This is a genomic window from Aeromicrobium sp. UBA7512 (assembly GCF_002476985.1).
Classification (GTDB): Bacteria; Actinomycetota; Actinomycetes; order Propionibacteriales; family Nocardioidaceae; genus Aeromicrobium; species Aeromicrobium phoceense.
The window spans coordinates 1-21,544 of the sequence record NZ_DLNK01000002.1; the positions used below are offsets into that span (position 1 = coordinate 1).

The 21,544-nt window shown below is 70.7% G+C and carries 23 protein-coding genes and 1 pseudogene; 13 read left to right on the top strand and 11 right to left on the bottom strand.

Annotated elements, in window-relative coordinates:
* Positions 1-429 (bottom strand): annotated as a pseudogene (locus B2363_RS00875) (Fe-S cluster assembly protein SufB); the annotation flags it as partial.
* Positions 426-1,142, bottom strand: a complete 717-nt coding sequence (locus B2363_RS00880) for a helix-turn-helix transcriptional regulator (RefSeq protein WP_376785951.1) — start codon at positions 1,140-1,142, stop codon at positions 426-428. The pseudogene B2363_RS00875 and the gene B2363_RS00880, both read right to left, overlap by 4 nt.
* A 125-nt stretch (positions 1,143-1,267) precedes the next feature.
* On the opposite strand from B2363_RS00880, the gene B2363_RS00885 reads away from it, so the two are divergent.
* The 4 genes from B2363_RS00885 to B2363_RS00900 all read left to right on the top strand — a co-directional run bounded on the left by B2363_RS00885 (position 1,268) and on the right by B2363_RS00900 (position 4,233).
* A complete protein-coding gene (locus B2363_RS00885) occupies positions 1,268-1,786 on the top strand; it encodes a hypothetical protein (protein WP_286927784.1) in 519 nt (172 codons plus the stop codon).
* Positions 1,780-2,664 carry a hypothetical protein gene (locus B2363_RS00890; protein WP_286927785.1) on the top strand — a complete coding sequence of 295 codons (885 nt, stop codon included), beginning with the start codon at positions 1,780-1,782 and terminating at the stop codon, positions 2,662-2,664. The genes B2363_RS00885 and B2363_RS00890 overlap by 7 nt, the downstream gene beginning before the upstream one ends.
* A gap of 15 nt (positions 2,665-2,679) precedes the next feature.
* Positions 2,680-3,744: a DNA polymerase domain-containing protein gene (locus B2363_RS00895; RefSeq protein WP_286927786.1), complete on the top strand. Its 1,065-nt coding sequence runs from the start codon at positions 2,680-2,682 to the stop codon at positions 3,742-3,744.
* A gap of 105 nt (positions 3,745-3,849) precedes the next feature.
* The gene (locus B2363_RS00900) at positions 3,850-4,233 is read left to right on the top strand and encodes a DUF2510 domain-containing protein (RefSeq protein WP_286927788.1); all 384 of its coding nucleotides are present in this window, start codon (positions 3,850-3,852) and stop codon (positions 4,231-4,233) included.
* 1 nt (position 4,234) lies between these two features.
* Here the strand turns inward: B2363_RS00900 and B2363_RS00905 are convergent, their stop codons facing one another.
* Entirely contained in the window at positions 4,235-5,323 is a 1,089-nt protein-coding gene (locus B2363_RS00905; protein ID WP_286927790.1) for an ATP-dependent DNA ligase, read from the bottom strand.
* Positions 5,324-5,354: 31 nt separating this feature from the next.
* Between B2363_RS00905 and B2363_RS00910 the strand changes: the two genes are divergently transcribed.
* The 3 genes from B2363_RS00910 to B2363_RS00920 are packed head-to-tail and all read left to right on the top strand — an operon-like array spanning position 5,355 to position 7,929.
* Entirely contained in the window at positions 5,355-6,299 is a 945-nt protein-coding gene (locus B2363_RS00910; RefSeq protein WP_286927792.1) for an ABC transporter ATP-binding protein, read from the top strand.
* The gene (locus tag B2363_RS00915) at positions 6,296-7,066 is read left to right on the top strand and encodes an ABC transporter permease (RefSeq protein WP_286927794.1); all 771 of its coding nucleotides are present in this window, start codon (positions 6,296-6,298) and stop codon (positions 7,064-7,066) included. The genes B2363_RS00910 and B2363_RS00915 overlap by 4 nt, the downstream gene beginning before the upstream one ends.
* Positions 7,057-7,929, top strand: coding sequence for a COX15/CtaA family protein (locus B2363_RS00920; protein ID WP_286927796.1), 873 nt, complete (start codon positions 7,057-7,059; stop codon positions 7,927-7,929). The genes B2363_RS00915 and B2363_RS00920 overlap by 10 nt, the downstream gene beginning before the upstream one ends.
* Here the strand turns inward: B2363_RS00920 and B2363_RS00925 are convergent.
* Genes B2363_RS00925 through B2363_RS00935 form a run of 3 tightly spaced genes read right to left on the bottom strand, consistent with a single transcriptional unit; the run spans position 7,823 to position 9,688 of the window.
* Positions 7,823-8,362: a GNAT family N-acetyltransferase gene (locus B2363_RS00925; RefSeq protein ID WP_286927799.1), complete on the bottom strand. Its 540-nt coding sequence runs from the start codon at positions 8,360-8,362 to the stop codon at positions 7,823-7,825. The genes B2363_RS00920 and B2363_RS00925 overlap by 107 nt on opposite strands.
* Positions 8,359-8,724, bottom strand: coding sequence for a hypothetical protein (locus B2363_RS00930; protein WP_181755608.1), 366 nt, complete (start codon positions 8,722-8,724; stop codon positions 8,359-8,361). The genes B2363_RS00925 and B2363_RS00930 overlap by 4 nt, the downstream gene beginning before the upstream one ends.
* 28 nt (positions 8,725-8,752) lie before the next feature.
* Positions 8,753-9,688 (bottom strand): heme o synthase, encoded by a 936-nt coding sequence (locus B2363_RS00935; protein WP_286927803.1) that lies wholly within the window; start codon positions 9,686-9,688, stop codon positions 8,753-8,755.
* Positions 9,689-9,770: 82 nt separating this feature from the next.
* Between B2363_RS00935 and tkt the strand changes: the two genes are divergently transcribed.
* From tkt to pgl, 6 genes are read left to right on the top strand one after another with little or no spacing between them, the layout of a single operon-like run.
* The gene (tkt, locus tag B2363_RS00940) at positions 9,771-11,954 is read left to right on the top strand and encodes a transketolase (RefSeq protein ID WP_286927805.1); all 2,184 of its coding nucleotides are present in this window, start codon (positions 9,771-9,773) and stop codon (positions 11,952-11,954) included.
* Positions 11,955-11,977: 23 nt separating this feature from the next.
* A complete protein-coding gene (tal, locus tag B2363_RS00945; RefSeq protein ID WP_286927807.1) occupies positions 11,978-13,066 on the top strand; it encodes a transaldolase in 1,089 nt (362 codons plus the stop codon).
* Between the two features lie 2 nt (positions 13,067-13,068).
* Positions 13,069-14,628 carry a glucose-6-phosphate isomerase gene (locus B2363_RS00950; RefSeq protein ID WP_286927809.1) on the top strand — a complete coding sequence of 520 codons (1,560 nt, stop codon included), beginning with the start codon at positions 13,069-13,071 and terminating at the stop codon, positions 14,626-14,628.
* Entirely contained in the window at positions 14,625-16,142 is a 1,518-nt protein-coding gene (gene zwf / locus B2363_RS00955; RefSeq protein WP_286927811.1) for a glucose-6-phosphate dehydrogenase, read from the top strand. The genes B2363_RS00950 and zwf overlap by 4 nt, the downstream gene beginning before the upstream one ends.
* Positions 16,142-17,050 carry a glucose-6-phosphate dehydrogenase assembly protein OpcA gene (locus B2363_RS00960; RefSeq protein ID WP_286927813.1) on the top strand — a complete coding sequence of 303 codons (909 nt, stop codon included), beginning with the start codon at positions 16,142-16,144 and terminating at the stop codon, positions 17,048-17,050. Before zwf ends, B2363_RS00960 begins: the two co-directional genes overlap by 1 nt.
* A 2-nt stretch (positions 17,051-17,052) precedes the next feature.
* Complete coding sequence (gene pgl / locus B2363_RS00965) at positions 17,053-17,751, top strand: 6-phosphogluconolactonase (protein ID WP_286927815.1); 699 nt, start codon at positions 17,053-17,055, stop codon at positions 17,749-17,751.
* 181 nt (positions 17,752-17,932) lie between these two features.
* Here the strand turns inward: pgl and B2363_RS00970 are convergent, their stop codons facing one another.
* Genes B2363_RS00970 through gap form a run of 5 tightly spaced genes read right to left on the bottom strand, consistent with a single transcriptional unit; the run spans position 17,933 to position 21,534 of the window.
* Positions 17,933-18,289 (bottom strand): RNA polymerase-binding protein RbpA, encoded by a 357-nt coding sequence (locus B2363_RS00970; protein WP_376785958.1) that lies wholly within the window; start codon positions 18,287-18,289, stop codon positions 17,933-17,935.
* Positions 18,286-18,522: a preprotein translocase subunit SecG gene (secG, locus tag B2363_RS00975; RefSeq protein WP_078698291.1), complete on the bottom strand. Its 237-nt coding sequence runs from the start codon at positions 18,520-18,522 to the stop codon at positions 18,286-18,288. The genes B2363_RS00970 and secG overlap by 4 nt, the downstream gene beginning before the upstream one ends.
* Before the next feature lie 14 nt (positions 18,523-18,536).
* Positions 18,537-19,334 carry a triose-phosphate isomerase gene (tpiA, locus tag B2363_RS00980; RefSeq protein ID WP_181755600.1) on the bottom strand — a complete coding sequence of 266 codons (798 nt, stop codon included), beginning with the start codon at positions 19,332-19,334 and terminating at the stop codon, positions 18,537-18,539.
* Positions 19,331-20,527, bottom strand: coding sequence for a phosphoglycerate kinase (locus tag B2363_RS00985; RefSeq protein WP_286927821.1), 1,197 nt, complete (start codon positions 20,525-20,527; stop codon positions 19,331-19,333). Before B2363_RS00985 ends, tpiA begins: the two co-directional genes overlap by 4 nt.
* An 8-nt stretch (positions 20,528-20,535) precedes the next feature.
* Positions 20,536-21,534, bottom strand: coding sequence for a type I glyceraldehyde-3-phosphate dehydrogenase (gap, locus tag B2363_RS00990; protein ID WP_286927822.1), 999 nt, complete (start codon positions 21,532-21,534; stop codon positions 20,536-20,538).
* Positions 21,535-21,544 lie beyond the last annotated feature (10 nt).

A 21,544-nucleotide genomic window follows, 5' to 3' on the forward strand; every position in this document is an offset into this window, starting at 1 on the left:
GTGGTAGACGACCTCGGACTCGTACTGCGCGGCGACGCCGGAGACGAGGCGCTGCTTCTCGGCCTCGGGGATGCCCAGGCGGTCGTACGTGTTCTTGATGTCCTCGGGGAGCTCCTCCCACGTGGTCGCCTGCTTCTCGGTCGACCGGACGAAGTACTTGATGTTGTCGAAGTCGATCGCGTCGAGGTCGGCACCCCACGTGGGCATCGGCTTGCGGTTGAAGAGCTTGAGGCCCTTCAGGCGCAGGTCGAGCATCCACTGGGGCTCGCTCTTCTTGGCCGAGATGTCGCGCACGACGGCCTCGCTGAGGCCGCGCTGCGCGCTGGCTCCGGCGACGTCGGCGTCGTGCCAGCCGAACTCGTAGTTTCCGACATCCTTCAGACCCGGGTTCAGGTCCTCGATCGAGGTCGTGTCGTTCGTGGTCGTCATGACGACTCCCCTTCAGTTGGAGACACAGCGGTGACATGGGTGGACTGGGTGGTGCGGGGCAGGTGCGTGGTGCAGATGCCATCGCCGTGGGCGATGGTCGCCAGGCGCTGGACGTGGGAGCCCAGCAGCTCGGCGAAGACCTCGGTCTCGGCCTCGCACAGCTGGGGAAACTCCTCGGCGACGTGGGCCACCGGGCAGTGGTGCTGGCAGATCTGCTCGCCGAGCGGGGTGGAGCTGGCCGAGGCCGCGAAGCCGTCGTCGGTCAGCGCCCGCGCGAGCACCGAGGCCTGGTCCTCGACCGGGACGTCGGCCAGCAGCCGCTCGTACCGGTTGCGGAACTCGGCCAGCCGGTGACGCGCGAAGTCCATGACGGCGGAGTCGCCGCCCGTGGCGCGCAGGAAGCGCAGCGCGTCGGCGGCCAGGTCGTCGTAGGTGTGCGCGAACGTGTCGCGGCCGGCGGCAGTGAGAACGAAGACCCGGGCGGGGCGGCCGCGGCGACGCTGGCCCCGGACGCGCTCCTCGCGCGACTCCACGAGGCCGTGCTCGACGAGGTGCTCGAGGTGGCGACGCACGGCGGCGGGGGTGAGTCCGAGGCGGGTGGCCAGGCTCGTGGCGGTGCTGGGACCGTTCTCCAGGATGCTCTCGGCGACGCGATCGCGCGTGGAGAGGTCGTCGACCGACGACACCTCATGATCCACGCTCACGTATTTCACAACACCATTGTTGCGTTATTGATTCCTCGCATTCAACGAAGGCTCGCCTCAGTGAGCCGTACCTCACTCCCGTCACGCCCACCGCGTGGGAGACCGGGCGGCAGTTCTTCACTACAATCGTGCCCATGCTTGCAAGGGGGATGCGCATCACGACGTGCGCGATGGCACTGGCCGGGGCGCTGCTGCTGGGCGGTTGCGGTGGCGACGACGGCTCCGACACGCCCGCCACCACGACGCCCACGCCGACCGCCTCCGCGCAGGACGAGGCCGTCGCGGTCCTCGAGGCCTACTGGGACGAGCGCGTCCGGGTCGAGACCTCGGGCGCCTACGACACGGCCGACTTCAGCCGCACCCTGGCCCCCTCGGAGACCGAGCCGATGCTCGCGCGCTACGCGCAGTTCGAGGCCGGGAACTTCCGCCGCACCGGCGAGCCGGAGCTGCGCGACTACACCGCCACGGTCGACGGGACCTCCGCGATCGCCACGGTCTGCGTCAATGAGGACGAGTGGGGCGCCGAGGCCGACGGCGAGGTCGTCGAGCCCGAGGCCGCCGGCTGGTACGCCAGCAGTCACCGGCTCGAGCAGACCGACGGCACCTGGCTCATCGTGGGCGAGGCCGACACCCCGAGCGGGATCTCGTGCTGACCCTCGCCCGGCGCACGGGCGCCTTGCTGGCCACCGTCATGGTCACGCTCTTCGTGCTCATGGTCCCGGCCCACGCCGACCCCGTCTGCACCGCCTGGGGCGACACCGATCCCGCGGCCGACGGCCTGCAGTACGGCTGCATCACGTGGTCGGGCGGGAGCGACGATGGAGGCGGCGGCGACGGTGGCGGGGGCGGCACCCCCGCTGCGCCCGAGTGCACCTTCTTCGATCTGTGGAACGAGTTCTGCCAGGGCAACCGCGCCTGCTACATGAACGACCCGGCCGCGATCCAGGACATCGAGAAGGCCCGCGAGGACGACCCCAGCCTGAAGGACAAGCCCGAGGACGCGGAGAAGCTCATCTTCACGTCGTGCAAGGAGAACGCCGACGCCGAGGAGATCCGCACCTACTACTGGGACACCGAGTTCCAGATGGTCACGATCCTCGACCGCATCGAGGCGGCCCGCGGCGCCCTGCAGCTGCCCACCGTGACCGCGGTGTTCAACCCGCCCACGCGCACGCTCGTGAACCTCGACACCTGGTGGTGGGCCGAGGGTGCCCCCGCCGGTGAGGTCGTGGGCTCCCCCGCCCTCGGCATGCGTGCGATCGCGTCGCCGCGCGGCATGACCGTCAGCGCCGGCGGCCAGACGATCGACTGCCCTCTGGTCACCGCGAAGTCGGACGAGTGCTCGATGACGTTCCGGCGAGCCGGGGACTACCAGGCCACGATGACGATCACGTACGACATCCGCTTCGAGATGGGCGGCCGCGTCATCGACGTCCCGGCCGGCGCCCAGGACCTGCTCACGATCAGCACCACGGCCACGACCGCCGTGCCGGTCCTCGAGGTCCAATCCATCGTCACCGAGGTCGACTGACAGTAGGGTCGCCCCATGGGGGCAGCCGCAGCCGAGGTCGAGGCCGGGGGGCGCGCCGTGCGCGTCTCCAGCCCCGACCGCGTGATCTACGAGAAGACCGACCGCACGCCGGACATCACCAAGCTCGAGGTGGTCCAGTACTACGTGGCCGTCGAGGACGGGTTGATGCGCGCGCTGCGCGAGCGCCCCACCACGCTGGAGCGCTGGCCCAAGGGCGTCCGCGAGGACATGGTGATGGCCACCCGCGCCGACGGCCACGGCGACGCGTTCTACCAGAAGCGCGTCCCCAAGGGCGCTCCCCCGTACCTGGAGACGGTGCGCATCCACTTCCCCTCGGGTCGCCGCGCCGACGAGATCTGCCCCACCGAGATCGCCGTCGCCGCCTGGGCCGCCCACATGGGGACCATCACGTTCCACCCGTGGCCCGTGCGCCGCGCCGATGTCGACCACCCCGACGAGATCCGCATCGATCTCGATCCGCAGCCGGGCACCGACTTCCACGACGCGCAGCGGGTCGCGAAGGTGGCCAAGGAGCTGCTCGAGGAGATCGGGATCCGCGGGTTCGCCAAGACCAGCGGCAACCGCGGCGTGCACATCTTCGCGCGGATCGAGCCGAAGTGGACGTTCACCGACGTCCGTCACGCGGCCCTGGCGTTCGGCCGTGAGCTGGAGCGCCGCGACGACGCCGTCACCACGGCCTGGTGGAAGGAGGAGCGGGGCGCCGCGATCTTCGTCGACTTCAACCAGAACGCCCGCGACCGCACCATCGCCAGCGCCTACAGCCTGCGCCCGAAGCCGTGTGCGCCCGTCTCCACCCCGCTGACGTGGGACGAGCTCTTCGACGTCGAGGACCCGCGCGACCTGAACCTCACGACCGTTCCCGCGCTGCTGGGGCGACGACCCGACCCGTGGTCGGAGATCGACGACGTCCACCACTCGCTGCAGACGCTGCTCGACTGGTACGACCGCGACGAGGAGAACGGACTCGGCGAGATGCCGTACCCGCCGGACTACCCCAAGATGCCGGGCGAGCCGCGCCGCGTGCAGCCGTCGCGCAAGAAGGCCGACGAGACGGACTGACAACGCAACTGAGGGTTACGTCATGTTCATTCCCGACGCCCGTTCCACTGTCACGGGCCGTCCCGTCGGGCTCCCTCCGGCGGGGCGGTTCGCTACTGTCATCAGGTGACCCAGAAGCAGGCGCCCGCGGGCTGGTACGACGATCCGGCCGGCGGCGGCGGACGCCGCTACTGGAACGGATCCGCGTGGACCGAACGCGTCGAGGGAGGTCGCTCCGCCGCTACGGCCCCTCGCGCCACGGGCTCGCGGGACCGCATCCGCGACGGGTACATGCTGCTCAACGGCCAGGAGGTGCCCATCCGTGGCTCGCTGCCGCACCAGGCACGGGCCGGGATCAGCGGATTCGTCATCGCGGGACTGATCGCCGCCGTGGCCGTCGCCCTGCTCTTCCTCATGAGCACCGTCGCCCGCGACTCCTCGTCCGAGCAGGTTCCCACCGAGGTGGAGACGTTCCAGGTGGAGGACTTCGACGAGTTCGAGCCCTGGTGAGTCAGATCAGCACGTCGCCGAGGTCGTAGCGCGCGACCTCCTCGAGCTGGTCGTACGTGCAGGACTCCGGCTCACGGTCGGGGCGCCAGCGCTGGAACCGGCCCATGTGGCGGAAGCGGGCCTGGTCGCCCTCCCCCTCCATGTGCTCGTAGGCGACCTCCAGCACCCGCTCGGGGCGCAGCGGCACGAACGACAGGTCCTTCGTGCCCGTCCACCGGCTCTGCCCGCCGGGCAGGCGACCCGAGGCCTGGGCCTGCTCGTCACGCCAGAGGTCCCACGGGTGGGACTCCCCCTCGGCCAGCTCCAGCGGCGCGAGCTCGTCGATGAGCTCCGCGCGACGCGCCTCGGTGAACGAGGCCGCGACGCCCACGTGCTGGAGCCGCCCGTCGTCCGCGTAGATGCCGAGGAGCATCGAGCCCAGCAGCGGCCGCTCGGTGGTGGAGTTCTTGTGGAGCCGGTAGCCGGCGAGCACGACGTCGGCCGTGCGCGCATGCTTCACCTTGAGCATCGCCCGGCCGTTCGGGACGTAGGCCCCGTCGAGCTGCTTCGCGATCACGCCGTCGAGCCCCGCACCCTCGAACGTCGTGAACCAGCGCTCGGCCTCCTCGGGGTCGGCGGTGACCCGGGTGACGTGCACGGGCGGCCGTGCGGCCGACAGCGCCTCGACGAGCGACTCGCGCCGGACCGACAGCGGCTCGTCGAGGAACGAGCGGTCGTCCAGCGCGAGGAGATCGAAGACCACGAACGACGCGGGCGTCTCACGGGCGAGCATGGTGACGCGCGACTCCGCAGGGTGGATGCGGTTCGAGAGCAGGTCGAAGCTCAGCCGGCCGTCGCTGGCGATCACGATCTCGCCGTCGAGGACGCAGCGCTCGGGCACGTTCTGCCGGATCGACTCCACGACGTCGGGGAAGTAGCGGGTGAGCGACTTGGTCGAGCGGCTGGCGATCTCAATCTCGTCGCCGTCACGGAAGACGATGGCGCGGAAGCCGTCCCACTTGGGCTCGTACAGGTGGCCGTCGGCGTGCGGCACCTGCTTCGCGGACTTGGCGAGCATCGGTGCCAGCGGTGGCATCACGGGCAGGTCCATGGCTTCAACCTGCCACACCTAGAATGTTCTGGTGCCCTCGACGACGACGACTCCCGCCGTGGAGGTTCGCGACCTCGTCATGCGATACGGCCGCGGCGGCGCGGAGGTCCGCGCGGTCGACGGACTCACCCTGACGGTCGAGCCGGGCACCGTCACGTCGATCCTCGGGCCCAACGGCGCGGGGAAGACCACTACGATCGAGACCTGTGAGGGTTTCCGACGCCCGCAGTCGGGCCGCGTGCGCGTCCTGGGCCTGGACCCGGTGGCCGACGCCACCGAGCTGCGCCCCCGTGTCGGCGTGATGCTGCAGTCCGGCGGCGCCTGGCTGGGCGTCCGCGCCGGCGAGATGCTGCGCCACATGGCCTCGCTCTACGCCGACCCGCTGCCCGTCGAGCCCCTCGTCGAGCGGCTCGGGATGGCGTCGTTCGGCCGCACCTCGTACCGGCGCCTCTCGGGCGGCCAGAAGCAGCGCCTGTCCCTCGCGATGGCGATCGTGGGCCGCCCGGAGCTGGTGTTCCTCGACGAGCCCACCGCCGGGCTCGACCCGCAGTCGCGCCGGGCCACGTGGGACCTCGTCGACGAGCTGCGCCACCACGGCGTCACGACCGTCCTGACGACGCACTACATGGACGAGGCCCAGGAGCTCTCCGACCACGTCCACATCGTCGACGCCGGCCGCGTGATCGCCTCGGGAACGCCCTCCGAGCTCGTGGCCGCGGGCGCCCAGAACACCATCCGCCTGCGCACGCGCGCGGGCCTCGACCGCGACTCGCTGGTCAAGGAGCTGCCCGAGGGCGCCGCCGTGACCGAGCCCGAGCCCGGCCAGTACGTGCTCACCACGGAGGTCGACCCGGCCGTCCTGCACCGCATCACCGGCTGGTGCGCGGCGCACGACGTCCTGATCGAGTCCGTCCTGGTCGAGCACCAGACCCTCGAGGACCGTTTCCTCGAGCTCACCGGGCGGGAGCTGCGATGACGTCCCTCGACCTCTCCCCCGCGCCCGGCGCCGCCTCGCGCCTACGCCGCACCTGGGCGCAGACCGCGATGGAGCTGAAGCTCACCGTCCGCAACGGCGAGCAGATGGTGGTCACCTTCGTGATCCCTATCCTGCTGCTCGTCGTGGGCTCGCGATCCGACCGGTTCATCGACAGTGATCGGCCCCTCGACGTGCTGGCGCCCGGTGTGCTCGCGCTCGCCATCGTCTCGACGTCGTTCACGTCGCTCGCGATCGCGACGGCGTTCGAGCGCCGCTACGGCGTGCTCAAGCGCCTCGGCGCCACTCCCCTGTCCCGCGGCGGGCTGCTGGCCGGCAAGGTCGGCGCCGTCGCGATCCTGCAGCTCGCGCAGTTCGCGGTCCTCGGCGGGCTGGCCGTCGCGCTCGGCTGGCGGCCCGAGGCACCCGTGGCCGGCACCTGCTGGCTCCTCGTGCTGGGCCTGCTCGGCACCGTGGCGTTCGGAGGGCTCGGCCTGCTCCTGGCCGGCACCCTGCGCGCCGAGGCCACGCTCGCGCTGGCCAACCTCGTCTACGTGCTGCTCCTCGTCGGCGGAGGGCTGCTGCTCCCGCTCGACCAGTACCCCGAGGCCGTCCGCGGCCTGCTGGCGCTGCTGCCCTCGGGCGCTCTCGGCGAGGGGCTGCGCGACGCGTTCATGACCGGCTCGCCCGGTACGTTCTCCGTGGCGGTGATCGCCGCGTGGGCCGTGGGTGCCGCGGCAGCCGCCGGAAGGTGGTTCCGATGGGAGTGAGTGCGGTCTCTCGACGCACCGTGTCGAAGTCGACGGTCGAGAAGTGGGCGTGGGCCAACCTCGTCGCCAACACCCTGATCATCCTGACGGGTGGGCTGGTGCGGCTGACGGCCTCGGGCCTGGGCTGCCCCACGTGGCCCCGGTGCACCGACGAGTCGTTCGTCCCCCACGGCGCCCTCGGCTGGCACGGCGCGATCGAGTTCGGCAACCGCATGCTGACGTACGTCCTGGTCGTCGTCGCCATCGGTGCCGTCGTCGCCACGTGGCGCTGGACCGGCGCCACGCGCACGCAGCTGCGCCTCGTGCTGGGCATCGCGATCGGCATCCCGTTCCAGGGCGTCATCGGCGGCATCACCGTGCTGACCGACCTCAACCCGTGGATCGTGTCGCTGCACCTGATCCTGTCCATGGCGCTGGTGGTCGCGTCCACGGTGTTCCTGGTCTCGCTGCGCGAGGCGGAGGGCACGGTGGAGCCCCGGGCGGCCTGGGTGGTGCGGGCGGCGTACGTCGTGCTGCTGGCGGCGATCTACCTCGGCACGATCGTGACGGGCAGCGGCCCCCACGCGGGCGACGCCGACGCGCCGCGCAACGACCTCGACCCGGCGTGGTGGAGCCGGACCCACGCGATCTCCGTGTGGCTGTTCCTCATCCTGACCGTCGTCGCCATCGTGCTGCTGCGCGACCGCGCGCGCCGCATCGGCCTGCTCGTGCTGGCCGCCGGGCTGGCCCAGGGACTCGTCGGCTACGTGCAGTACTTCACTGATCTGCCGATCGTGCTGGTGGCGACGCACCTGGTCGGCGCGGCCGTTCTGCTGGCGGTGACCACGTGGTGGTGGCTGGCGTCCCGGCCCGCCGCATCGTGAGCGTGCCCTCCTCGTCGACCGGCTCGCCGGTCAGCACGAAGCCGCACCTCTCGTAGAAGGCGATCGCGCCGGCGTTCTGCGCCATGACACGCAGCCGGAGCGGCCGCGCTCCCGCCTCGCGCACCACGGTCTCGACGAGCGCCACGCCGATCCCGCTGCGCCGGGCCTCCGGCGCGACCCACATCGAGATCAGCTCGGGCTCGTCACCGGGGGCCAGTCCGATCATCGCGACGTCCCGGCCGTCCTGCGTCGCGAGGAAGAGGCGACCGGGCGCGGCGATCCGCTCGCGCCAGCGCTGCTCGCTGTCGCCACCCTCGATCCAGCGGTGCGCGCTGCAGGCGAAGGCGGGCGCGTCCTCCTCGAGGGCGCGCAACCGGATCGCACGCCAGCGGGCCCAGTCATCGGGCTCGACGGGCCGGATCGGGGTCGTCACGGCTGGGCGTCGCGGCGCAGCCGGGACTGGCGGTACGCGGAGGTGATCATGACGACCAGGACGGTGCTGACCACCATGCCGAACACGACCATCCCCCAGCCCACGACGAACAGACCCGATTCGTCGTCGGACCAGCTTGTCCAGCAGGCGGCGGCCACGCCGACCACGGCGGAGACGATGACGCCGAGCAGCTCACTGCTGCGTGCGAGCCAGCCTGCCGCGATGCCGATCACGATCAGGACGACGACGAGGCCGGCCACCTGCAGCACGGAGTAGGTGTCGTTCTCGTCCATCCCGAGGAAGAGCCACCACGCGGCGAACGTGGCGACGGCCGGGAGGATCCAGGAGAGGAAGGCGCGCATGGCTCCGAGCCTACGGCGCGTGAGGCGCTCAGCCGATGAAGGGATCGATCGCGGCGGCCACGAACAGCAGCGCCAGGTACGCGTTCGAGAAGTGGAACAGCCGCATCGGCTTGATGATCGACAGCTCCTCCGTCTCGCGGGCGCGGGCCCGCAGGTCGTAGGCCTCCAGCAGGAAGACGATGCCCAGCAGGATCGCCATCGACGGGAAGAACCAGCCCGTGTCGGCGACCGGCCACACCAGCACCGACGTCAGCACCGTGGCCCACGTGTAGCGGACGATCTGACGGCCGACCTCGGCCGACGGGGCGACCGACGGCAGCATCGGCACGTCGGCGGCGGCGTAGTCCTCGCGGTAGCGCATCGCCAACGCCCAGAAGTGCGGCGGCGTCCAGAAGAAGACCACCAGGAAGAGCAGGATCGGGGTCCAGGCCAGCTCGTTCGTGACGGCGGTCCAGCCGATCAGCGGCGGGAAGCATCCCGCGGCGCCGCCCCACACGATGTTCTGCGTGGTGCGTCGCTTGAGGATCATCGTGTAGCCCACGACGTAGAAGACGTTGGCGGCCAGCGCGAGCGCCGACGAGAGCCAGTTGACCGTCAGGCCGAGCCAGGCGGTGGAGAGCACGCCGAGGATGAGCCCGAACTTCAGCGCGGCCTGCGTGCCCACCTGGTGACGGGGCAACGGACGGCGAGCCGTGCGACGCATCTTCTGGTCGATGTCGGCGTCGACGACGCAGTTCAGCGCGTTGGCCGACCCGGCCGAGAGCGTGCCGCCGATCAGGGTCGCCACCACGAGCCACAGGTCGGGAACGCCCTGCTGCGCCAGGAACATCACCGGCACGGTGGTGAGCAGCAGCAGCTCGATGATGCGGGGCTTGGTCAGGGCCACGTAGGCGAGCACCACATCGCGGCGGCTGGGCCGATCGATTCGGGTGTGCTCGTCGGAGGCATGCGGAGTGACGGTCACATGGCAGAGTCTAATGCCCGACGGATAGGCTCAAGACGCAGACCTCGTTCGACCAACCACGTGACGACCCAGGAGTGCCGCGGTGACCAACGCCCCTCATGCCACTGAACCGACGATCGACTGGTCGGACGTGGACGACCGCGCCGTCAACACGGCGCGACTCCTGGCGGCCGATGCCGTCCAGAAGGCCGGCCACGGCCACCCCGGAACCGCGATGAGCCTGGCGCCCGCCGCGTACCTGATCTACCAGAAGCTGATGCGGCACGATCCCGCCGATCCGTCGTGGATCGGCCGCGACCGGTTCGTGCTGTCGTGCGGGCACTCGAGCCTGACCCAGTACATCCAGCTCTTTTTGTCGGGCTACCCGATGTCGCTCGACGACCTCAAGAGCCTGCGCACGTGGGGCAGCCAGACGCCGGGTCACCCCGAGTACGGCCACACCCCCGGCGTCGAGGTGACCACCGGCCCGCTGGGTCAGGGCGTCGCCAACGCGGTGGGCATGGCGATGGCCGCCCGCCGCGAGCGCGGCCTCTTCGATCCCTTCGCCGGTCCGGGTGAGAGCCCGTTCGACCACGACATCTACGCGATCTGCTCCGACGGCGACCTGCAGGAGGGCGTCTCGGGCGAGGCCTCCTCCCTGGCCGGCCTGCAGGAGCTGGGCAACCTGACGCTGCTGTACGACGACAACAAGATCTCCATCGAGGACGACACCGACGTGGCGTTCACCGAGGACGTCGCCCTGCGCTACGAGGCCTACGGCTGGCACGTGCAGACCGTCGACTGGACCCACGGCGGCGGCGAGTACCGCGAGGACGTGCACGCCCTCGCCGACGCGTTCGCCTCGGCGAAGCTCGTCACCGACCGCCCCAGCCTCATCGTGCTGCGCACGATCATCGCCTGGCCCGCGCCGAACGCGCAGAACACCGGCGCGGCGCACGGCTCGGCGCTCGGGGCCGACGAGATCAAGGCCACGAAGGAGCTGCTCGGCTTCGATCCCGAGGTCGACTTCGCCGTCGACGACGACGTGCTCGAGCACACGCGGGGTGCGATCCAGCGCGGCGCCGACGCCCGCGAGGAGTGGCAGACCCGCTTCGACCTCTGGGTCACGGCCAATGGTGAGCGCAAGACGCTGCTCGACCGTCTGACGTCGCGCGAGCTGCCTGACGGCTGGGACGCCGACCTCCCGGTCTACGAGCCGAACGAGAAGGGCGTCGCCACCCGCGTGGCGTCGGGCGACTTCCTGTCGGCCGCCGCGCCGCACCTGCCCGAGCTGTGGGGCGGCTCCGCCGACCTCGCCGGCTCGAACAACACGACCCCCAAGGACCAGCCGTCCTTCCTGCCGCCGCAGAACTCCACCAAGAAGTTCTCCGGCGACTGGTACGGCCGCGTGCTGCACTTCGGCATCCGCGAGCACGCGATGGGCTCGATCATGAACGGCATCGCGCTGCACGGCCCCACCCGGCCGTACGGCGGCACGTTCCTGGTCTTCAGCGACTACATGCGCCCCGCGGTGCGCCTCGCCGCACTGCAGGAGCTGCCGGTCACCTACGTGTGGACGCACGACTCCATCGGCCTGGGCGAGGACGGACCGACGCACCAGCCGGTCGAGCACCTCGCCGCGCTGCGCACGATCCCCGGCCTCGACGTCGTCCGCCCGGCCGACGCCAACGAGACCGTGGCCGTCTGGTCCACGATCCTGCAGCGCCACCACCGCCCCGCGGCGCTGGCGCTCAGCCGGCAGAACCTGCCCGTGTTCCCGCGTGACGGCGAGTACGCCGCCGCGTCGGAGGCCGCCAAGGGCGCCTACGTGCTCCTAGACTCCCCCGCCGAGCTGCACCACGCCACGCCCGACGTGATCATCGTGGCCACCGGCTCGGAGGTGCAGCTCGCGGTCCAGGCGCGCAGCACGCTGGCCGAGCAGGGCATCGGCGCGCGCGTCGTCTCGATGCCGTGCCGCGAGTGGTTCGAGGAGCAGGACCAGGCCTACCGCGACAGCGTCATCCCGCCGCACGTGCGGGCGCGCGTGGTCGTCGAGGCCGGTGTCGCGTTCGGCTGGCGTGACATCGTCGGCGACGCCGGACGGATCATCTCCCTCGAGCACTTCGGCGCCTCGGCCAACTACAGCGAGCTGTACGAGCGCTTCGGCATCACGGCCGCCTCCACGGTCGACGCGGCGATGGAGTCCATCCAGGCCGCCCAGCACGAGGGGGGCGTGCCGGTCTTCGCCCGACCGACCGGCCCGGTGCTCCCCGACACCACCCACTGACCACCATCTCAGGAGTGATCGACATGACCGAACGACTGAAGGCTCTCAGCGACGCGGGGGTGTCGATCTGGCTCGACGACCTCTCCCGCGAGCGGATCGAGACCGGCAACCTCGCCCAGCTGGTGACCGAGCGTCACGTCGTGGGCGTGACCACCAACCCGACGATCTTCGCGTCCGCTCTCGCCAAGGGCGAGAAGTACGAGAAGCAGGTCGCGGAGCTCAAGGCCTCCGGCGCCGACGTCGACGCCACGGTCTTCGCGATCACGACCAAGGACGTGCGCGACGCGTGCGACATCCTGCGTCCGGTCTACGACGCCACCGACGGCTTCGACGGTCGCGTGTCGATCGAGGTCGAGCCGGGCCTCGCCCGTGACACGGACGGCACGGTCGAGATGGCCGAGCGGCTGTGGAACGAGATCGACCGCCCCAACCTGCTGATCAAGATCCCGGCCACCCGTGAGGGCCTGCCGGCCATCGCCGCGTCGATCGCGAAGGGCATCAGCGTCAACGTCACGCTGATCTTCTCCCTCGAGCGCTACCGCGGCGTGATGGACGCGTACCTCTACGGCCTCGAGCAGGCCGCGGCCGAGGGTCGCGACCTGTCGAAGATCCACTCGGTCGCGTCGTTCTTCGTCAGCCGCGTCGACGCCGAGGTCGACGGCCGGCTCCCCCAGGACAGCCCCCTGCGCGGCAAGGCGGCGCTGGCGAACGCCTGGCTGGCCTACGCGGCCTACGAGGAGGTCTTCGGATCCGACCGGGCCAAGGAGCTGCTCGCCAAGGGCGCGCACCCCCAGCGCCCCCTGTGGGCCTCCACGGGCGTCAAGGACCCGGCGTACTCCGACACGCTCTACGTGACCGAGCTGGTCGTTCACGGCACGGTCAACACGATGCCCGAGAAGACGCTGGAGGCCTTCGCCGACCACGGCGAGGTCACCGGCGACACGGTCACCGGTCGTGCCGCCGAGGCCCAGCAGGTGATCGACGACCTCGAGGCGCAGGGCATCTCCTACGACGAGGTCGTCGAGAAGCTCGAGGACGAGGGGCTCCAGAAGTTCGACGACTCGTGGGCCGAGCTCCTCGAGACCGTCCGGGCCGAGCTCGACAAGGCCTGAACATGACGAACCGGCTCCGCGTCCACCCGCCCCAGCACGAGTCGGTCGACGGCGCCGTCCAGGCGCTCGTCGCGGAACGGTTCGCCTCTCGGTTGTTCGCCGAGGACGGGACCCTCTGGGGTCCCGAGGCGGAGTCCGAGGCGTCCATCCGGCTCTCCTGGGTGACCCTGCACGAGTCCTCGCGCGCGCTCGTCCCCGACATCGTGGCCCTGCGCGACGAGCTGGCCTCCCGCGGCATCACGCGCGTGGTGCTGTGCGGGATGGGCGGCTCGTCGCTCGCGCCCGAGGTCATCTGCGCCGCCGCCGGCGTGCCGCTCGACGTGCTGGACTCGTCGCAGCCCGACATGGTCCGGTCCGCGGTCCACGACCTGGAGCACACCGTCGTGGTGGTGTCGAGCAAGTCCGGCGGCACCGTCGAGACCGACAGCCAGCGCCGGATCTTCGAGCAGGCGTTCCGCGACGCCGGCCTCGATCCGGCCGGCCACCTCGTGGTCGTGACCGACCCGGGCTCGCCCCTCGACGAGGAGGCCACCGCCGCGGGCTACCGCGTCTTCCGGGCCGATCCTCACGTGGGCGGCCGCTACTCGGCGCTGACGGCGTTCGGCCTGGTCCCCAGCGGGCTGGCCGGCGCCGACATCGGGGCGCTGCTCGACCAAGCCGGTGAGGTCGTGCCCTCCCTGGGCGACGACAGCCCCGAGAACGACGGCCTGGAGCTCGGCGCCGCGCTCGGCGTCGCCGCCCGCGAGGGGGTCGACAAGGTCGTCCTGTTCGACCACGACGGTCACGGCCTCGGCGACTGGATCGAGCAGCTCGTGGCGGAGTCGACGGGCAAGGACGCCACCGGCATCCTCCCGGTCGTGGCCCAGTCGGCGACCGACCCGACCACCCCCGACGAGTTCGTCGTCCACCTCGGGACCGAGGACGTCCCCGACGCTCCCTGGGCCGCAGCGGTCCACGGCTCGCTCGGCGGGCAGTTCCTGATCTGGGAGGTCGCCACGGCCGTCGCCGGGCGCCTGCTGTCGATCGACCCGTTCGACCAGCCCGACGTCGAGAGCGCCAAGGCGGCAGCCCGCGAGCTGCTGGGCGGCGACGCCTCGCTCCCCGAGCCCGACCACGCCGGCGAGGTCGCCGACATCTACGGGTCCTCGGCGCAGAGCATCGAGGACGCGATCAGCGAGCTGCTGGGCCAGGTCGGCGAGCGTGAGTACCTCGCGCTGCAGTTCTACCTCGACCGTTGGGCTCTTGAGGGGCTGGAGTCGCTGGCGCCGCAGCTCGCGGGACGGCTCTCGCGACCGGTGACGTTCGGCTGGGGCCCGCGCTTCCTGCACTCCACCGGCCAGTACCACAAGGGTGGGACCCCGGTCGGCGTCTTCCTGCAGGTCACCTGCGACCCGGCGGAGGACCTTGCCGTGCCCGGGCGGGACTTCACCCTCGGCCAGTTCATCGTGTCCCAGGCGGCCGGTGACGCCCAGGTCCTGCGCGACAAGGGACGTCCGGTCCTGCGGCTGCACCTCCACGACGTCGATGCCGGCCTGCGAGCGATCAAGGACGCCCTGGCATGAGCCCCAATCCCCTGCGCGATCCGCGCGACCGCCGTCTGCCGCGCATCGCGGGACCCTGCACCGTCGTGATGTTCGGTGTCACCGGCGACCTCGCGCGCAAGAAGCTCATCCCCGCGATCTACGACCTGGCCAACCGCGGCCTGCTGCCCCCGGGCTTCGGCCTCGTCGGCTTCGCCCGGCGCGACTGGGGCGACGGCACGTTCGCCGCCCTGCTCAAGAAGGCCGCCAAGGCCGGCGCCCGCACCGAGTGGAGCGAGACGGTCTGGAAGCAGCTGGCCGCCGGCATCAAGTTCGTGCCTGGCCAGTTCGACGACGACGACGCGTGGGAGGAGCTGGCCAAGACCCTCACGAAGCTCGACGAGCGGCAGGGCACCGGCGGCAACCACGCCTTCTACCTGTCGATCCCGCCCGGTCTGTTCCCCACGGTCGTGTCCAAGATCGACGAGCACGGCCTGGCCAAGCCCGGCACGGGCTGGCGCCGTGTGGTCATCGAGAAGCCCTTCGGTCACGACCTCGAGTCGGCCAAGGAGCTCAACCAGCTGATCGGCAACGTCTTCGAGTCCGAGTCGGTCTTCCGCATCGACCACTACCTGGGCAAGGAGACGGTCCAGAACATCCTGGCCCTGCGCTTCGCCAACCAGATGTTCGAGCCGGTGTGGAACGCCAACTACGTCGACCACGTGCAGATCACGATGGCCGAGGACATCGGCATCGGCTCGCGCGCCGGCTACTACGACGGCATCGGCGCCGCCCGCGACGTCATCCAGAACCACCTGCTGCAGCTGCTGGCCCTCGTGGCGATGGAGGAGCCCGTCGCGTTCGATGCCGCCAGCCTGCGGCTCGAGAAGCAGAAGGTCCTGCGCAGTGTGCGGCTCCCGGACGACCTGGACAAGCACACCGCCCACGCGCAGTACGTCGAGGGCTGGGCCGGTGGCCAGCCGGTCGTCGGCTACCTCGAGGAGGAGGGCATCGACTCCAAGTCCCTCACCGAGACCTTCGCCGCGCTGCGCCTCGACATCGAGACACGGCGGTGGGCCGGTGTCCCGTTCTACCTGCGCACCGGCAAGCGACTCGGACGGCGCGTCACCGAGGTCGCGGTGGTGTTCAAGAAGGCTCCGCACCTGCCCTTCCCGAGCAACGACGTCACCGAGCTGGGGCACAACGCCCTCGTGATGCGCATCCAGCCCGACGAAGGCGTCACGATGCGGTTCGGCGCCAAGGTGCCCGGCACCACGATGGAGATCCGCGACGTCAACATGGACTTCGTCTACGGCGGCTCGTTCGTCGAGAGCAGCCCCGAGGCGTACGAGCGACTCATCCTCGACGTCCTGCTGGGCGATCCGCCGCTGTTCCCGCAGCACCGGGAGGTCGAGCTCTCGTGGGAGATCCTCGATCCCGTGATGGAGCACTGGTCGCGCAAGCGCTCGATCGACACGTACCAAGCCGGAACGTGGGGCCCGCAGTCGGCGATCGACATGCTCGCGCGCGACGGCCGCGTCTGGAGGCGACCCTGATGGACCTGCTGCTCGAGGACACGAATGCCGCGGCGGTCGCCAAGGCGCTGACCAAGGGACGCTCCCTCGCGGGCAGCCCCGCCATGGACATGGTGCTGACCTTCCTCATCGTCACCGACGACGAGAACGTGGCCGAGGCGATGAAGTCCGCCAACGTCCTGCAGCACGAGCACCCCTCCCGCGTCCTGGGCGTCATCCTGGGCGACGGACGGGGCAAGCCGCGCCTCAACGCCCGCGTGCGGGTCGGCGCGGGCTCTCCGGGCGAATCCGTGCTGCTGCGCATGTCCGGCCCGCTCGTGAAGCACGCGGAGTCCGCGGTGCTGCCGCTGCTGCTGCCCGACTCCCCCGTCGTGGTCTGGTGGCCCGGTGTGGGCCCGCTGGAGCCCTCGCTCGATCCCATCGGTCGCCTCGCCCGCCGCCGGCTGACCGACTCCGAGCGCACGCCGGCGCCGGTGCAGTGGCTCCACAAGCTCGCGCCCGGCTACGACCCGGGCGACACCGACCTGGCCTGGACCCGGCTCACGCTGTGGCGCGCCCTGCTCGCCGCGGCCCTCGACCAGACCTCGGGCTCGGCGACCGGCGGCCGCATCCTGGCCGACGACGTCAACCCGGTCGCCGTCCTGCTGCAGGCGTGGCTCGAGTGCCGCCTCGGGGTCCCGATCGAGTTCGTGGACGACGACTCCGGCTCGCAGATCCAGCGCGTCACCCTGTTCACCGACGTGGGTGACATCGACATCAAGCGCACGAGCGAGATGAGCTGCGAGTTCAGCGTGCCCGGCTCGTCGCCCCGGGTGGTGCCGATCCGCCGCCGCACGATCCCCGAGCTGCTGGCCGAGGACCTGCGCCGCCTCGACGCGGACGAGATCTACGGCGAGACCTTGCAGCACCTGCACACCGGAAAGGACTGAGGATGATCGAGATCTTCGACAGCGCCGACGACCTGGCGCTGGCGGTGTCGCGCCAGCTCGCGGCTCGCGTGCACGCCGTCGCCACCGCGGGACGCACCCCGCGGATCGTGCTCACCGGTGGGTCCATCGCGACGAAGATCTACGGTCGCGTGTCGAGCGAGAACGCCGACTGGCGCGTGGCCGAGTACTGGTGGGGCGACGAGCGCTTCGTGCCCGAGGGTCACGAGGACCGCAACGACCGTCAGGCTCGCGAGGGCTTCCTCGACCGCCTGGGCATCCCCGACGAGCACGTCCACGCCATGCCGGCGCACGGCTGCGAGCTCTCGATGGCCGAGGCGGCCGACGCCTACGCGAAGACGCTGCCGGAGGACCCGTTCGACGTGGTGCTGCTCGGCGTCGGGCCCGATGCGCACATCGCGTCGCTGTTCCCCGGCCACCCGCAGGTGCACGAGACCGAGCGCCTCGCCGTCGAGGTCTTCGACTCCCCCAAGCCGCCGCCGGAGCGCATCTCCCTGACCTACCCGGCGCTGAACCACACGCGCGCCACCTGGTTCGTGGTCTCGGGCGCCGACAAGGCCGAGGCGGTCGCGAAGGCCATGATCGGCACGCCGATCGACCAGGCGCCCGCCGCCGGCGCGCGCGGGCTCGAGGAGACCGTCTGGTTCCTCGACACCGCCGCCGCCTCGCGCCTGCCTCGCTGAGCAACCGGTGATCGAGTGCCGGCGAGCGCAGCGAGACGGTGTATCGAGATCACGCCGAATGACGAAGGGACCACGGGTGATTCCGTGGTCCCTTCATCGACCGGGTTTCGAGGCTTCGGGCGCTGAGCGCCCTCGCACCTCAACCTCTTCGGGCGAGTCGGCCGCAGAGCGGCCTCGGCCCTCAGAAGATGATCTCGCCGGTCTTGCGCTTGCTGCGCAGGGTGTCGAGGGCTTCCTTGAGGATGTCGGCGGCCTCGGTCTCGGAGCGGCGCTCCTTCACGTAGGCCAGGTGGGTCTTGTACGGCTCGGTCTTGGGCGCGTCGGGCCGGTTGTCCGAGTCCATGCTCGCGGGCATGCCGCACTTCGGGCAGTCCCACTCGGCGGGCACCTCGGCCTCGATCGCGAAGTTCAGCGTGACCGAGTGGTCGTTCACGCAGAAGTACGAGATCGCCTGGCGCGGTGCGGCCTCGCCACGCTCGGCCTCGCCCATGGGGCCGGCGCCGATGCGGCTGCCGCGAATCGCTCCGGCGGCCATCAGTTGCTCACCTTCAGCAGCAGGCCGAGTGCGAAGACGCACACGACCCACACCACGGCGGTGCCGACGGTGATGCGATCGAGGTTGCGCTCGGCGACGGAGGAGCCGCTCAGCGAGCTGGAGACACCACCGCCGAACATGTCGGACAGACCGCCGCCTCGGCCCTTGTGCATCAGCACGAGGACGATCATGAGCACGCTGCTCAGGGCGAGCAGCACGGAGAACGCGATGACCACGTCTCTCCCTTCGGTCAGGACCCCTGGAGGTCTGGCATGTCGTAGAACCGGGCGATCCCGGCGAACTCCTCCGCGACCAGGCTCGCCCCGCCGACCAACGCTCCGTCGACATCGGGTTTCGCCATGATCGCGGCCACGTTCGCCGCCTTGACCGATCCGCCGTAAAGGATACGGGTCTGGTCGGCCGCCTCGGTACCCCAGGTCTCCCCCAGGCGTCCACGGATGGCCGCGCAGACCTCCTGGGCGTCCTCGGGGGTGGCGACCTCACCGGTGCCGATGGCCCACACGGGCTCGTACGCGATGACGAGTCCGGCGACCTGCTCGGCCGTGAAGCCGGCCAGCGAGCCGTCGACCTGGGCGAGCGTGTACGCGACGTGCTCACCGGCCTGGCGGACCTCGAGGCCCTCGCCGACGCACACGATCGGCGTCATGCCCGCGGCGAGCGTCTTGGCGGCCTTCTCGTTCACGAGCTGGTCGGACTCGGCGTGGTACTCACGGCGCTCGGAGTGGCCGACGACGACGTACGAGCAGCCGAGCTTCGCCAGCATCGCCGCGGAGATCTCGCCGGTGTACGCGCCACCGTCGTGCGCGGAGACGTCCTGCGCGCCGTAGCCGATCGGCAGCTTGTCGCCGTCGATGAGCGTCTGGACGCTGCGCAGGTCGGTGAAGGGCGGGATCACCACGACCTCGCTCCTGGCGTGGTCGTGCTTCTTGTCCGACAGGGTCCACGCCAGCTTCTGGACGAGGACCACCGCCTCCTGGTGGTTCAGGTTGGACTTCCAGTTGCCCGCCATCAGCGGCGTACGCGTCATGCTGACTCCTCCAGTACGGCCAGTCCGGGCAGGGTCTTGCCCTCGAGGTACTCCAGGCTCGCGCCGCCACCGGTCGAGATGTGGCCGAACTGGGAGTCCTCGAAGCCGAGCTGGCGCACGGCGGCGGCGGAGTCGCCACCACCGACGACCGACAGTCCGTCGACCTCGGTGAGGGCCTGCGCGACGGTGCGGGTGCCGGCCGCGAAGGCCGCCATCTCGAACACGCCCATCGGGCCATTCCAGAACACCGTCTTCGCGCTTCGGATGACCTCGGCGAACGCGCTCGCCGACTCGGGCCCGATGTCCAGACCCATCTGGTCGTCCGGAATCGCGTCGATCGAGACCGTGGTGGCCGGGGCGTCGGCCGCGAACTCCGGCGCCACGACGACGTCGGTGGGCAGCACGATGGACACGCCGAGCTGCTCGGCGCGATCCAGGTAGCCCTTGGCGACGTCGATCTGGTCCTGCTCCAGCAGCGACTTCCCGACCCCGTGGCCCTGGGCCGCGAGGAACGTGAACACCATGCCGCCGCCGATCACGAGCGTGTCGGCCTTGGTGAGGAGGTGGTCGATGACGCCGAGCTTGTCGGACACCTTGGAGCCGCCCAGGACGACCGCGTAGGGCCGCTCGGGCGACGCCGTGAGCCGCTGCAGGACCTCGACCTCGGCCTGCACGAGGCCGCCCACCGCGGCGGGCAGGCGCTGGGCCACGTCGTAGACACTGGCCTGCTTGCGGTGCACCACGCCGAAGCCGTCGGACACGAAGACGTCGGCCAGGGCCGCCAGCTCGTCGGCGAAGGCGCCGCGCTCGGCGTCGTCCTTGCTGGTCTCGCCGGCGTTGAACCGGACGTTCTCCAGCAGGGCGACCTCGCCGTCCTTGAGCTCCTGCACGGTCCGCTGGGCGTCCACGCCGACGGTGTCGGACGCGAAGCGCACGCTCTCCCCCAGCAGCTCGCTCAGCCGGATCGCGACGGGCGACAGCGAGTACTGCGGGTCGGGCGCGCCCTTGGGCCGACCCAGGTGCGCGGCGACGAGGACGCGGGCGCCCTTCTTCACCAGCTTCTGGATCGTCGGGACGCTGGCCCGCACGCGGCCGTCGTCGGTGATGGTGGCACCGTCGAGGGGCACGTTCAGGTCGCTGCGGACCAGGACGCGCTTGCCCTTCAGGTCGCCCAGGTCGTCGATCGTCTTCACGAGGGAGCTCAGAGCGACTTGCCGACGAGCGCGGCGAGGTCGACGAGGCGGTTCGAGTAGCCCCACTCGTTGTCGTACCAGCCGACGACCTTCACGAGGTCGCCGGTGACCTTGGTCAGCGGCGCGTCGAAGATGCACGAGTGCGGGTCGGTGACGATGTCGGTGGAGACGATCGGGTCCTCGTTGTACTTGAGGTACGTCGAGCCCTCGGCGGCCTTGCGGACGATCTCGTTGATCTCCTCGACCGACGTCTCACGGCTGGCCGTGAAGGTCAGGTCGGTGGCCGAGCCGGTGGGCGTGGGCACGCGGAGCGCGTAGCCGTCGAGCTTGCCCTTCAGCTCGGGCAGCACGAGGCTGACGGCCTTGGCGGCACCGGTGGAGGTGGGGACGATGTTCAGCGCGGCGGCGCGGGCACGGCGCAGGTCCTTGTGCGGCGCGTCCTGGAGGTTCTGGTCCTGCGTGTAGGCGTGGATCGTGGTCATCAGGCCGCGCTCGATGCCGATGCCGTCGTTGAGGGCCTTGGCCATCGGCGCGAGGCAGTTCGTGGTGCACGAGGCGTTGGAGATGATCGTGTGCGAGGCCGGGTCGTACAGGTCGTCGTTGACGCCCATGACGATCGTGATGTCCTCGTTCTTGGCCGGGGCCGAGATGATGACCTTCTTGGCGCCGCCGTCGATGTGCGCCTTGGCCGCGGTGGCGTCGGTGAAGAAGCCGGTGGACTCCACGACGATGTCGGCGCCGACCGAGGCCCAGTCGAGGTTGGCCGGGTCGCGGTCCTCGAAGGCGACGATCTTCTGGTCGCCCACGTAGATCGCGGTGTCGTCGAAGTTCACGTCGGCGTCGAGGCGACCCAGGATCGAGTCGTACTTGAGCAGGGTGGCCAGCGTCTTGTTGTCGGTCAGGTCGTTGACGGCCACGATCTCGACGTCGACGCCGGCGGCACGCACCGCGCGGAAGAAGTTACGACCGATGCGGCCGAATCCGTTGATACCTACGCGAACAGTCACGGTTGCTCCT

Bases quoted from the DNA above. Each gene is read 5' to 3' on its own strand.
- B2363_RS00905 (WP_286927790.1), bottom strand. From the start codon at position 5,323: ATGGACCTGCCCGTGATGCCACCGCTGGCACCGATGCTCGCCAAGTCC.
- tal (WP_286927807.1), top strand. From the start codon at position 11,978: ATGACCGAACGACTGAAGGCTCTCAGCGACGCGGGGGTGTCGATCTGG.
- tpiA (WP_181755600.1), bottom strand. From the start codon at position 19,334: ATGACGCGTACGCCGCTGATGGCGGGCAACTGGAAGTCCAACCTGAAC.
- B2363_RS00960 (WP_286927813.1), top strand. From the start codon at position 16,142: ATGGACCTGCTGCTCGAGGACACGAATGCCGCGGCGGTCGCCAAGGCG.
- B2363_RS00920 (WP_286927796.1), top strand. From the start codon at position 7,057: ATGGGAGTGAGTGCGGTCTCTCGACGCACCGTGTCGAAGTCGACGGTC.
- B2363_RS00915 (WP_286927794.1), top strand. From the start codon at position 6,296: ATGACGTCCCTCGACCTCTCCCCCGCGCCCGGCGCCGCCTCGCGCCTA.
- B2363_RS00950 (WP_286927809.1), top strand. From the start codon at position 13,069: ATGACGAACCGGCTCCGCGTCCACCCGCCCCAGCACGAGTCGGTCGAC.
- B2363_RS00930 (WP_181755608.1), bottom strand. From the start codon at position 8,724: ATGCGCGCCTTCCTCTCCTGGATCCTCCCGGCCGTCGCCACGTTCGCC.
- zwf (WP_286927811.1), top strand. From the start codon at position 14,625: ATGAGCCCCAATCCCCTGCGCGATCCGCGCGACCGCCGTCTGCCGCGC.
- B2363_RS00895 (WP_286927786.1), top strand. From the start codon at position 2,680: ATGGGGGCAGCCGCAGCCGAGGTCGAGGCCGGGGGGCGCGCCGTGCGC.
- pgl (WP_286927815.1), top strand. From the start codon at position 17,053: ATGATCGAGATCTTCGACAGCGCCGACGACCTGGCGCTGGCGGTGTCG.
- B2363_RS00885 (WP_286927784.1), top strand. From the start codon at position 1,268: ATGCTTGCAAGGGGGATGCGCATCACGACGTGCGCGATGGCACTGGCC.